Origin of the sequence: Sinorhizobium sp. 22678, from assembly GCF_052044265.1 — a bacterium.
GTDB lineage: Bacteria > Pseudomonadota > Alphaproteobacteria > Rhizobiales > Rhizobiaceae > Sinorhizobium > Sinorhizobium meliloti_A.
Genome location: NZ_JBQEMS010000015.1, coordinates 27,360 through 39,797, shown reverse-complemented (window position 1 = coordinate 39,797; position 12,438 = coordinate 27,360). Strand labels below are relative to the sequence as shown.

General features: G+C 63.5%; 9 protein-coding genes. 7 read left to right on the top strand and 2 right to left on the bottom strand.

Annotation, left to right across the window (positions count from 1 at the left end):
* Positions 1–41 precede the first annotated feature (41 nt).
* The 3 genes from ACTJKL_RS21250 (at position 42) to ACTJKL_RS21240 (ending at position 4,728) form a co-directional block, all read left to right on the top strand.
* Positions 42–638, top strand: coding sequence for an NUDIX domain-containing protein (locus tag ACTJKL_RS21250; protein WP_018094695.1), 597 nt, complete (start codon positions 42–44; stop codon positions 636–638).
* 104 nt (positions 639–742) lie between these two features.
* Positions 743–3,349: a bifunctional lysylphosphatidylglycerol flippase/synthetase MprF gene (mprF, locus tag ACTJKL_RS21245; protein ID WP_440853727.1), complete on the top strand. Its 2,607-nt coding sequence runs from the start codon at positions 743–745 to the stop codon at positions 3,347–3,349.
* A complete protein-coding gene (locus ACTJKL_RS21240; protein WP_440853726.1) occupies positions 3,346–4,728 on the top strand; it encodes an AcvB/VirJ family lysyl-phosphatidylglycerol hydrolase in 1,383 nt (460 codons plus the stop codon). Before mprF ends, ACTJKL_RS21240 begins: the two co-directional genes overlap by 4 nt.
* 10 nt (positions 4,729–4,738) lie before the next feature.
* Here ACTJKL_RS21240 and purN read toward each other — a convergent pair whose 3' ends face one another.
* Both purN and purM read right to left on the bottom strand, forming a co-directional pair.
* Complete coding sequence (purN, locus tag ACTJKL_RS21235; RefSeq protein WP_411923192.1) at positions 4,739–5,401, bottom strand: phosphoribosylglycinamide formyltransferase; 663 nt, start codon at positions 5,399–5,401, stop codon at positions 4,739–4,741.
* Complete coding sequence (gene purM, locus ACTJKL_RS21230; RefSeq protein ID WP_018094699.1) at positions 5,398–6,468, bottom strand: phosphoribosylformylglycinamidine cyclo-ligase; 1,071 nt, start codon at positions 6,466–6,468, stop codon at positions 5,398–5,400. Before purM ends, purN begins: the two co-directional genes overlap by 4 nt.
* Before the next feature lie 245 nt (positions 6,469–6,713).
* Here purM and ACTJKL_RS21225 point away from each other — a divergent pair, with 245 nt between their 5' ends.
* From ACTJKL_RS21225 to ppx, 4 genes are all read left to right on the top strand, one after another.
* A complete protein-coding gene (locus ACTJKL_RS21225) occupies positions 6,714–7,829 on the top strand; it encodes an AI-2E family transporter (protein ID WP_033047220.1) in 1,116 nt (371 codons plus the stop codon).
* Between the two features lie 73 nt (positions 7,830–7,902).
* The gene (gene hdaA, locus ACTJKL_RS21220) at positions 7,903–8,592 is read left to right on the top strand and encodes a DnaA regulatory inactivator HdaA (protein WP_411923191.1); all 690 of its coding nucleotides are present in this window, start codon (positions 7,903–7,905) and stop codon (positions 8,590–8,592) included.
* 63 nt (positions 8,593–8,655) lie between these two features.
* Complete coding sequence (locus ACTJKL_RS21215; RefSeq protein ID WP_018094702.1) at positions 8,656–10,866, top strand: RNA degradosome polyphosphate kinase; 2,211 nt, start codon at positions 8,656–8,658, stop codon at positions 10,864–10,866.
* A gap of 11 nt (positions 10,867–10,877) precedes the next feature.
* Positions 10,878–12,401: an exopolyphosphatase gene (ppx, locus tag ACTJKL_RS21210; protein WP_440853725.1), complete on the top strand. Its 1,524-nt coding sequence runs from the start codon at positions 10,878–10,880 to the stop codon at positions 12,399–12,401.
* Positions 12,402–12,438 lie beyond the last annotated feature (37 nt).

Genomic DNA, 12,438 nt, shown 5'->3' with positions numbered 1-12,438 from the left:
GGCGGGTAGCCCGAATCTCAACAGGCCTCGAAGGATTTCTTATGATCAAAAACGCAGACCCGCGCTTCCGGATCATCGATCGCAAGACGGTCTGGGATGGTTTCATCAATCTCGAGCAGATCACGATCGAGCAGGAAATGTCCGACGGCAGCACCGCGCGCCTCGTGCGTGAAGTCCACGACCACGGTCGCGCCGCAACGATCCTCCTCTTCGATCCGGAGCGGCAGGTGGTGGTTCTCGTCCGCCAGCTGCGCCTGCCGGTTTTCCTGCAGGGGGAAAAGGGATATCTCCTCGAAGCGCCGGCGGGTCTCCTCGACGGCGAAGCGCCGGAAGTGGCCATTTGCCGCGAGGCGATGGAGGAAACCGGCTACCGCATCGAGACGGCTATGCATCTCTTCGATGCCTATATGAGCCCCGGCTCCATTACGGAGCGCACGAGCTTCTTCCTCGGTCTCATCGATATATCGAAGAAGGTCGCGGCGGGCGGCGGGCTTGCGCATGAAGGCGAGGACATCGAGGTGTTGGAAATTTCCTTCGACGAAGCCGTCGCGGGGATTGGCACCGGCGAGATCTGCGACGCGAAAACCATCATGCTTCTGCAGTGGGCTATGCTCAACCGTGCCTCTCTGGCCAAGTAATCGCCTGATACTCTGCAATATTCTACATTACCGATATTTCACTGTTTGATCGCGCTGCACTGCGGTAAGTCCTTGTCGTCTCCTTCAACGACACGGGCGATCCAATGGCGTCCTCCTCTGAAGAGTTTGAAGAGAAAGACCAGCGGCCGCGGGGCGCATGGATGCTCTTTCTGAAGCGCAACCAGCGCTATTTCTCCGCGCTAGGCACACTCCTCGTGATCGCGTTCTTCGGGGCGGCGATCTTTCACCTGACGGCCGAGGTGCAATATGACGATGTCGTGTCGGCGCTGTCGGAAACAAGCCGGCGATCGGTGGCAACGGCGATCCTGTTCACGGGCTTGAGCTTCCTCGCACTCACCTTCTATGACGTCAGCGCGCTCGACTACATCGAACGCAAGCTCCCCTATCCCGCCGTCGCGCTCACCGCCGCCTGCGCCTATGCGGTCGGCAACACGGCGGGCTTCGGTCCGCTGAGCGGCGGCGCAATCCGCTATCGGTCCTATTCGCGCCTTGGACTGGAACCGGAGGAGATCGCCCGTATCATCGCCTTCGTCACGCTCGCCTTCGGATTGGGGCTCGCGACGGTCACATGCCTGAGCCTGCTTGCCGTTGGCGAATACGTGGCGCCGTTGACCGGGATCGATGCGGCATGGCTGCGGGCAATCGCCGCCTTCGTCCTTGCCGGCTTGCTGGCGGTGCTGGTCGCCGCCCGCAGCGGTCGCGAGGTCCGCATCGGCCGCCTCGTCCTTCGTCTGCCGGACTCACGGACGTCGTCGCGCCAGTTCCTCGTGACGGCGCTCGATCTCGCTGCGTCGGCGAGCGTCCTCTATGTCCTTTTGCCCGCCGGAACGGTGGGCTGGCCCGCCTTCCTGGCGATCTACGCCGTGGCGGTCGGCCTCGGGGTGCTCAGTCACGTGCCGGCGGGGCTCGGCGTTTTTGAAGCGGTGATCGTTGCGAGCCTGGGCCGCGCAGCCGGCGTCGACGCGGTGCTCGGTGCACTCGTCCTCTACCGCGTCATCTACCACCTGTTGCCCTTGCTCATCGCCATCGTCGTGATGATCGGCATCGAACTCCGCCAGTTGGCGGGCCACCCGGCAGCCTCCAGCCTTCGCCGCGCCGGCGGCCGGATGACGCCGCTATTGCTTGCCACGCTGGCGCTCGTCCTCGCCTTGATGCTGGTGCTCTCGGGCGTGACGCCGACGCCGGACGAGAACCTGGACTTTCTTGCGAATTACGTGCCCCTTCCGATCATTGAAGGGGCGCATTTCCTGGCGAGCCTGTTGGGGCTGGCGCTGTTCATCGTCGCTCGGGGGCTGGCGCTGCGTCTCGACGGCGCCTGGTGGGCATCGATCGCGATCGCGCTGGCCGCAATCCTGCTTTCCCTGGTGAAGGCGGTGGCGCTCGGGGAAGCCGGCATGCTCGCCTTCCTCCTTGTCGGGCTGCTCGCGAGTCGTCGGCTCTTCAACCGTCCCGCCTCGCTTTTCGGACAGGCGCTGACGCTGCCGTGGCTTACCGCGCTCGGCGTCATCTGTTTCGGCGCATTCGTCGTCCTGCTCTTCGTCTATCGCGACGTCGCATATAGCCATGAGCTCTGGTGGCAGTTCGAATTCTCCGCCGAGGCGCCGCGCGGGCTCCGCGCCCTTCTGGGAGTGACGATCGGCGCAAGTGCTGTAGCGACCTGGAGCCTGATGCGCCCGGCCGCTGCGGCGGTTGCCCCCGCCTGCAGGCAGGAGATGGAACGGGCGATCGCCATCGTCGACGCGCAGGACATGTCCGATGCCAACCTCGTGCGCATGGGTGACAAGAGCATCATGTTCTCCGCCGACGGCCGGGCCTTCATCATGTATGGCCGCTGGGCGCGTTCCTGGATTGCGTTGTTCGATCCGGTCGGGCCCGTGGATGCCTGGCCGGACCTGATCTGGCAGTTCATCGAGGCCGCGCGCTCCAATGGTTGCCGGGCCGTCTTCTACCAGGTCTCGGCGCGCGGGCTTGCCCATTACGCGGATGCGGGCTTGCGAGCCTTCCGCCTCGGCGAACTTGCCGAGGTCGATCTCACGCGCTTCGAGATGAAGGGCGGCAAGTGGGCAAACCTGCGCCAGCAGGTGAGCCGTGGCCTACGCGACGGGCTGGAGTTTTCGGTCGTCGCGCCTGCGGAGGTATCGCCGATCCTTCCGGAGCTCGAGGCCGTTTCCGATGCTTGGCTCGCCCACCACAATGCGCGGGAAAAGGGCTTTTCCCTCGGCGCCTTCGATCCGCGATATCTGACGGCGCAGCCTGTTGCGATCCTCAAATGGCAGGGTCGCATCGTGGCCTTCTCCAATATTCTGATCACCGGCACGAAGGAGGAGGGCTCGGTCGACCTCATGCGTTTCTCGCCCGAGGCGCCGAAAGGGGCGATGGATTTCCTGTTCGCGCAACTGATGGAATATCTGAAGAACGAAGGCTATCGGCGTTTCAATCTCGGAATGGCACCGCTGTCGGGAATGTCGGAGCGGCGGCTGGCGCCCGTATGGGACCGCGCCGGCCGGGCATTTTACGAGCACGGCGAGCGCTTCTACAACTTCAAGGGATTGCGTGCCTTCAAGTCCAAGTTTCACCCGCAGTGGCAACCGCGCTACCTGGTGGCGAGCGGCGGCTTCAACCCGATCCTGGCGCTGATGGATGCGACATTCCTGATCGGCGGCGGTCTGAAGGGAGTGATCGGGAAATGACCCCCATTAAGAGGATATTGAAGCGTGCAGCCGTGGCGGCCCTGATTGCCGGCACTGCATCCCTTCCGTCTTTTGCCGAAGACTCGGCAAAGTTCGACACCGGCATGATCCCCGCACCGCACATCCTGTTCCCGAAAGAGGCGCCTTCCGGCGCCGTGGTGCTGCTTTCGGACGCCGGCGGCTGGACAGAGAGGGAGGATGCCGTGGCCCGAAAGCTTTCGAGCGAGAAAGCGCTCGTCATCGGCATCGACCTCAAGGCCTATCTGGCAGCCCTTGCCAGGGATGACGGGGACTGCGTCTACACGGTTTCGGACATCGAATCCTTGAGTCAGCAGGTACAGCGCGCGGCCGACAGCGGCGCCTATCGGCCGCCGATCGTCGCTGGCGTCGGCGCCGGCGGGACCATGGCGCTGGCAATCGCCGCGCAGTCGCCCGCAGCGACCATCGGCCGGACGCTCGCGGTCGATCCCGAAGAGGGTATCGCCCTGCCGAAGCAGCTCTGCACTCCAGCCGAAAAAATTCGAAAAGGCGACCGCATGGTCTATGGCCTGACCGATGGCGCCTTACCCGACCCGGTAACCGTAATCTCTTCGCCATCTGCGTCGCCCGCCGGGCGCGAGCACGTTGCCGCTCTCGCTGCCAAGCATCCGGACGTCGAAATCCAGGCGAGCGACGAAGACGTTTATGCTGCACTCTCCGGCACGCTCGCCGGGTACATCCAGCAGGAGGACGACGGGAACAACCCGTTCGGGCTCCCCCTGACCGTTCTCGATGCGAAGCCAACGCGCGATACCATGGCGGTGATCTATTCCGGCGACGGTGGCTGGCGCGACATCGACAAGGAGGTCGGCAATGCCCTGCAGCAGCAGGGCGTGCCCGTCGTCGGGGTGGATTCGCTGCGCTATTTCTGGTCGGAGCGACAGCCGCAGGCGACGGCGGACGATCTCGCCCGTGTCATCACCTATTACGGCAAGCGGTGGAACGTCCGCAACGTAGTGCTGATCGGCTATTCCTTCGGCGCCGACATCCTGCCGCGCACATACAACCTGCTTGCGCCCGCGACCCGCGCACGCATACGGCAGGTCACGCTCATGGCACTGTCGCATCGCGCCGACTACAAGATCTCCGTCCTCGGCTGGCTCGGCGCCGACGGAGAGGGGAATGCCGGCGACCCGGTCGACGACATCAAGGCGATCGAGCCGCCACTCGTTCAGTGCATCTACGGCACCGACGAGGAGGACGACGCTTGCCCGGATCTGAAATCCTCAGGTATCGAGGTGGTTCCCATCGAGGGAGGCCATCATTTCGATGGCGATTATGCCGCTTTGACACGACGCGTGCTTGATGCGCTCGACCGCCGGCTGGCGGTGGGAAGGTGACGCGCTTGCGTCAGATGACGGGGGAAATGAGCGTACCCGTAGCCTCGCCGACGGCATGGCTGACCACCCGGCCGGCTTCCATCCGCACCTTGCCTTCAGCCACGAGCCGAAGCGCCATCGGATAGGTCTTATGCTCGACGGTAAGAACGCGGGCGGCGAGGGTATCCGCCGTGTCGCCGGAAACGACCGGTACGGCCGCCTGGGCGACGATCGGCCCGTCGTCCATACCCTCCGTCACGAAGTGCACGGTGCAGCCTGCGATCCTCATCCCGGCGTCGATCGCCCGCCGGTGCGTGTGAAGTCCTGGGAAGAGCGGAAGCAGTGACGGGTGGATGTTGAGGATCCGGCCCTCGTAGCGCTGGATGAAGGCCGCAGAAAGAAGGCGCATATAGCCCGCGAGACAGATCACGTCCGGCTGAAGCCGGCCGAGCTCGGCGAGGATTGCTGCCTCGTGCGCTTCCTTGCTCGCAAAATCCTTGCGAACGAAGGCGAAGGTCGGAATGCCGAGCCCGGCCGCCTTGTCGAGGCCACCTGCATCCGCCTTGTCGGCGATCACCGCAATGATCTCGGCCGGAAAATCCGGCGCGGCGGCAGCCTTCGCCAGCGCGATCATGTTGGAGCCGCCGCCGGAAATGAACACGACGACCTTCTTCTTGCCGGTCATCAAGCTCATATGGCGAGATTGCCCTTGTAGATCGTGCCGGGTGTGCCCTCGGCGCGTGCGACCATGCGGCCGAGCGTGAAGACCGTTTCGCCTTCGCCGGCAAGCACAGCCGCAACTTTTTCCGCTTCGCTCGCCGGAACCACGGCGATCATGCCGACGCCGCAATTGAAGGTGCGCAGCATCTCGTTGGCGGCAACGCCGCCGGTCTTTGCGAGCCACGAGAAGACGGCCGGCGGCTTGATCGCGCCGAGGTCGATCTCGGCGGCAAGATGCTTCGGCAGCACCCGCGGAATATTCTCGGGGAAGCCGCCGCCGGTGATGTGGGCCAGTGCCTTGATCGCACCCGTCCCGCGGATCGCCTTCAAGAGCGGTTTCACATAGATGCGCGTCGGAGTCATCAGGAGGTCGGCGAGGGTGCCTTCGCCGAAAGGTGCCGGAGCATCCCAGGCAAGGCCCGAGAGCGAAACGATCTTGCGCACCAGCGAATAGCCGTTCGAGTGCACGCCCGACGAGGCAAGCCCGAGGATGACGTCGCCTTCGGCGATGTCGCCGGCAGGCAGAAGCTGCCCGCGCTCGGCTGCGCCGACGGCAAAGCCGGCAAGATCGTAGTCGCCGCCGGAATACATGCCCGGCATCTCGGCCGTCTCGCCGCCGATCAACGCGCAGCCTGCCTCGCGGCAGCCGGCGGCAATTCCCGCGACGATGGCGGCGCCCTGGTCGGGATCGAGCTTGCCGGTCGCGAAGTAGTCGAGGAAGAACAGCGGTTCGGCGCCCTGCACCACGAGATCGTTCACGCACATGGCGACAAGGTCGATGCCGACCGTGTCGTGCTTGTCGGCGTCGATCGCGATCTTGAGCTTCGTGCCGACGCCGTCATTGGCGGCGACGAGGACCGGATCGCTGAAACCGGCGGCCTTCAGGTCGAAAAGGCCACCGAACCCGCCGATCTCGCCATCGGCGCCGGGGCGCCGGGTCGAGCGGACATGCGGCTTGATCTTCTCGACCAGCAGGTTGCCGGCATCGATATCGACACCTGCGTCGCTGTAGGTGAGGCCGTTCTTTCCCGACTGGCTCATGCTCGCTCTCCAGGGCTCGTCGCTGATTGCGGATGCGATTGGCACGGAGAAGCGAGGAGTGCAAGCGCAGAGGCGCGCCCGATCCTGCTTTTTTCGTGAATCTGCCTGTGGTCAGCGCCTTCTGCCGGTCACAGGCCGTTTGTCCCGTGACCGCCGCCGGACTTGACCTTGGCGCGCCCCAAGCCCTATCTCGTGCGAACGAACGACGCGGAAGGTGCGGTGCGCCGCGCGCAACGGGGGCCGTCATGGGCGATCGGGTCAGCAGTATGGGACTTCAGCGCCAGATCTTTTTCTGGCTGCTGGTGCTTGTCGGCTTCATTGCCTTCCTGCTGGTGTTCAGCTCCATCCTTCTGCCCTTTCTCGCCGGCATGGCGCTCGCCTATTTTCTCGATCCTGTCGCCGATCGCCTGGAGCGGCTCGGTCTGAGCCGGCTGATGGCGACGATCGCCATCCTGGTCGCATTCGTCGTCGTGCTGGCGCTGTCGCTGATGATCATCGTTCCGCTGGTCGTCACGCAGGCCGCCGAATTCATTCAGAAAATGCCGGGTTACATCACCAGGCTCCAGGAGTTCCTGACCGACAGCCAGTCGACGCTGTTACCGGACTGGCTCGCCGGCCAGATGACGACCATCAAGCAGAACTCGGCCAAGCTTTTGGAGCAAGGCGCAAGCTTCCTCGGCACGCTGTTCCAGCAGATCTGGAACTCCGGCCTGGCACTTCTCAATATCCTGTCCCTATTCGTCATCACCCCTGTCGTCGCCTTCTATCTGCTGCTCGACTGGGACCGGATGGTCGACAGGGTCGACAGCTGGATACCGCGCGATTACGTCGAGGTCGTGCGCCAGATCGCTCGCGACATGAATACGACCATTGCCGGGTTCGTACGCGGCCAGGGCTCTCTCTGCGTGATCCTCGGCCTTTACTACGGGATCGGGCTGAGCATGGTCGGCCTCAATTTCGGCCTCCTGATCGGCCTCTTCGCCGGCATGATCAGTTTCATCCCCTATGTGGGATCGCTGGTCGGTCTCGTGCTTGCGCTCGGCGTCGCGCTCGTTCAATTCTGGCCGGACTATGTCTGGATCCTTGTGGTTCTCGCCGTTTTCTTCAGCGGCCAGTTTCTCGAAGGCAATATTCTGCAGCCGAAACTGGTCGGCAAAAGCGTCGGGCTGCACCCGGTCTGGCTGATGTTCGCCCTGCTTGCGTTCGGCGCGCTCTTCGGCTTCGTCGGCCTGCTCGTGGCGGTGCCCGCAGCGGCCGCGATCGGTGTGCTTGTCCGCTTCGGCATCCAGCGGTACCTTGATAGCGATCTCTATCACGGGCATAGAACAGCCGTTCACAAGGAGCCGGAGAGCAACGGCTAGAGCACTTCCAGTGCATAGCGGTTTTCCGTGCGGACGTGCGTAGCTGCAAAAGGTGAATGCTCACGGGTAATGCATGAAGAGACATCTGTCCGAACAATTGCCTTTGGTCTTCGGCCATGCGCCCGCAACCGGTCGCGACGACCTGCTCGTCTCGGACCGGTTGAGCGCGGCCATTTCCATCGTCGATCACTGGCCCGTCTGGCCGTCGCCGGTGGTCATCATTTGCGGGCCGGTCGGTTCCGGCAAATCGCATCTTGCGGGCATCTGGCGCGAAAAGGCGAGGGCGGAGCCGATACATCCCTTTGCCGGCTCGAACGCTGCCGATATCGCCGCGGAAAAGCCGGTCCTGTTCGAGGATGCCGACCGCCAGGGCTTCGACGATACGGCTCTCTTCCATGTCATCAACAGCGTGCGACAGAACGGTACGGCGCTTTTGATGACGTCTCGGCTATGGCCGATGTCATGGCCGGTGCGGCTTCTTGACCTCAAGTCGCGCCTCAAGGCTGCCACCGTGGTCGAAATCGGCGAGCCCGACGACGAATTGCTCGCGCAGGTGCTCACCAAGCTTTTCGCCGACCGCCAGCTCCTCGTGGACGAGCGCCTGGTCGGCTACGTCGTCGCGCGCATGGAACGCTCGCTGGAGGCGGCGCAGACCATCGTCGAGCGGATAGACCATCTGGCGCTGGCGCGTGGAACGCGGCCGACGCGTGCGCTCGCCGCGGAAGTTCTGGAAGAGCTTGCAAATACAAGCCTCTCCGATTGACTGTCACAGTTCCGTCGTCAAACTGGGGTAGCTCGTCGTTCGGAGTAATGGGGCTTTACAGGCATGGACAGCGCAACGTCTGCAATCACGGAACACGAGGCATCTGCTGAGCAGAAGCGTGAGGCGCCGGCCGAAGCGCTGGACCTTCTCAAGAGCCCCGAGCGCTTCGTCAACCGCGAGTTCTCCTGGCTTCAGTTCAACCGCCGGGTCCTCGAGGAGACGCTGAACACGGCGCACCCCCTTCTGGAGCGCGTCCGTTTTCTGTCGATCTCCGCCGCCAATCTCGATGAATTCTTCATGGTTCGCGTCGCGGGTCTGGAGGGCCAGGTCCGTTCCGGGCTTTCGCTGCGTAGTCCGGACGGCCTGACGCCGGCGGAAACGCTCGAGAGCATTCTGACGGAAGTCGACAATCTGCAGATGGAGCAGCAGGCATCGCTTGCCGTCCTGCAGCAATATCTCGCCAAGGAAGATATCCTCATCGTCCGTCCGGCTTCGCTTTCCGCGCAGGATCGCAGCTGGCTCGCGAACGAATTCGACCAGGCGATCTTCCCCGTGTTGACGCCGCTCTCGATCGATCCGGCGCATCCGTTCCCGTTCATTCCGAATCTCGGCTTCTCCATCGGCCTGCAGCTCGTCAGCAAGACCGGGCGCGACCCGATGACGGCACTGCTGCGCCTGCCGGTGGCGCTCGATCGCTTCATTCGCCTGCCGGATGTCAAGAACGTCATCCGCTACATCACCCTCGAAGATGTCGTCAGCCAGTTCATCGACCGGCTTTTCCCGGGCTACGAGGTGAAAGGGTCGGGCACGTTCCGCATCATTCGAGACAGCGATATCGAAGTCGAGGAGGAAGCCGAAGACCTCGTGCGTCTTTTCGAGACCGCCCTCAAGCGCCGCCGTCGCGGGTCGGTGATCCGCATCGAGACCGATTCGGAGATGCCGGCTTCGCTGCGCCAGTTCGTCGTGCAGGAGCTCGGTGTCCCGGAAAATCGCGTCGCGGTCCTGCCGGGCCTGCTAGCACTGAACACGCTTTCGGAGATCACCAAGGCGCCGCGCGAGGACCTGCGCTTCGAGCCCTACAATCCGCGCTTCCCGGAGCGTGTGCGCGAACATGCGGGCGACTGTCTTGCCGCCATCCGTGAAAAGGACATGGTGGTCCACCACCCCTACGAATCCTTCGATGTCGTCGTGCAGTTCCTGCTGCAGGCTGCGCGCGATCCGGACGTGCTCGCGATCAAGCAGACGCTTTACCGAACCTCGAACGACAGCCCGATCGTGCGCGCGCTGATCGATGCCGCCGAGGCCGGCAAGTCGGTGACGGCGCTTGTCGAGCTCAAGGCGCGGTTCGACGAGGAGGCGAATATCCGCTGGGCGCGCGACCTCGAGCGCGCCGGCGTCCAGGTGGTTTTCGGCTTCATCGAGTTGAAGACCCACGCCAAGATGTCGATGGTCGTGCGCCGTGAGGAGGGCAAGCTCAGGACCTATTGCCATCTCGGCACCGGAAACTACCACCCGGTCACGGCAAAAATCTACACCGACCTGTCGTTCTTCACCTGCAACCCGGTGATCGCTCACGACATGGCGAACATCTTCAACTTCATCACCGGCTACGGCGAGCCTGAAGGGGGCATGAAACTCGCAGTGTCACCGCATACGCTGCGTCCGCGCATCCTCAAGCACATCGAGGAGGAGATCGTCCACGCGCAAGCCGGGCGGCCGGCGTCGATCTGGATGAAGATGAACTCCCTGGTGGACCCGGAAATCATCGATGCGCTCTACAAGGCAAGCTGCGCAGGCGTCGAGATCGATCTCGTCGTGCGCGGCATCTGCTGCCTCAGGCCGCAGGTGCCCGGGCTCTCCGACAACATCCGCGTCAAGTCCATCGTCGGTCGCTTCCTGGAGCATTCAAGAATTTTCTGCTTCGGCAACGGACATGGACTTCCATCGGAGAATGCGCTTGTCTATATCGGCTCGGCGGATATGATGCCGCGCAATCTGGATAGGCGGGTGGAGACGCTCGTTCCTCTCATCAACCGCACTGTGCACGAACAGGTTCTTTCGCAGATCATGCTGGGCAATCTCATCGACAACCAGCAGAGCTACGAGATTCTTCCGGACGGCACGTCGCGCCGCATGGAAGTCGGCAAGGACGCCGAGCCGTTCAACGCTCAGCATTATTTCATGACCAATCCGAGCCTTTCGGGCCGGGGTGAGGCTCTGAAATCCAGTGCACCGAAGCTGATCGCCGGCTGGAAGAGCGGCTGGCACAAGTAAACTGGAATTGCATGGTCGAATCTGAAGCGCAGGGACGTCTGCCCGGCATCCGCCCGGTCTCCGTTGTGGATATCGGCTCCAACTCCATTCGTCTCGTCGTCTATGAAGGGCTGAGCCGTTCGCCGGCAATGCTTTTCAACGAGAAGGTGATGTGCGGCCTCGGCAAGGGCATAGATGCGACCGGCCGCATGGAGGAGGAAAGCGTGGCGAGGGCGCTGAGGGCGCTGCACCGCTTTCGTGCACTCTCCGACCAGGCGCGCGCGACCGAGATGTATGTGATCGCGACCGCTGCGGCGCGGGAGGCCACCAACGGAGCGGCCTTCATCGAAAGGGCGGAAGCCATCCTCGGGCAAAGGGTGAAGATCCTGAGCGGGGAGGAGGAGGCCCATTACTCGGCGATGGGCATCGTCAGCAGCTACTATGAGCCGGATGGCGTCGTCGGCGATCTCGGCGGCGGCTCGCTTGAGCTTGTCGATGTAGACGGCAAGCGGATCGGCACGGGCATAACGCTGCCTCTGGGCGGCATCCGCCTCTTCGAACATTCGAGCGGCTCGCTCAGCAAGGCGCGGACCTGGGTACGCAAAGTCATGAAAGACGCCGAGGTCCTGAAGAAGGGGACCGGACGCACGTTCTACGCCGTGGGCGGAACCTGGCGAGCCATCGCCAAGCTGCACATGGAGATGCACAACTACCCGCTGCACATGATGCAGGGTTACGAGATCTCCTATGACGAGGCGCTGGCGATCCTTGCCGAAGTGATGGAGCCGAAGAATATCAAGCCCTCCGCCTATGCGACGATTTCCAAGAGCCGCCGGAGCCTGTTGCCCTTCGGTGCGGTGACGATGCACGAGGCAATCTCCATCATGAAGCCCGAGCGCATCTCGTTTTCCGCGCTCGGCGTGCGCGAAGGGTATCTCTTTTCGCTGCTTTCCAGTGAGGAACGCCAGCAGGACCCGCTGCTGACGGCTGCCAACGAACTCGCCATCCTTCGGGCCCGTTCGCCCGAGCATGCGCGAGAGCTCGCCGAATGGACCGGCCGCCTCGTGTCGTTCTTCGGCATCGAAGAAACGGAAGAGGAGAGGCGCTACCGCCAGGCCGCCTGTCTGCTGGCGGATATCAGCTGGCGGGCGCATCCGGACTATCGCGGTCTGCAGGCGCTGAACATCATTGCGCACTCGGCGTTCACCGGCATCACGCATGCGGGACGGGCCTATATCGCGCTCGCGAATTACTACCGCTTCGAGGGGCTTAACGACGACGGCGCCACGAGCCCGCTCGCAGGCATCACGACGCCGCGCCTGCTCGAGCTGGCGAAGCTCCTGGGCGGATTGTTGCGCGTCGCCTATCTCTTTTCGGCCTCCATGCCGGGTGTGGCGCGCCACCTCACGCTCCGGCGATCTTCGAAGCCCGACATCGATCTCGAATTCGTCGTCCCGGCAGCCTATGCCGACTTCGAGGGCGAACGCCTCGACGGCCGGCTCCAGCAACTCGGCAAGCTTACCGGCAAGAAGCTCGCCTTCTCCTTCGAGCGCTGAACCCTTTCCGGCTCGTTCCTGCCACAGCAGGGTGCCG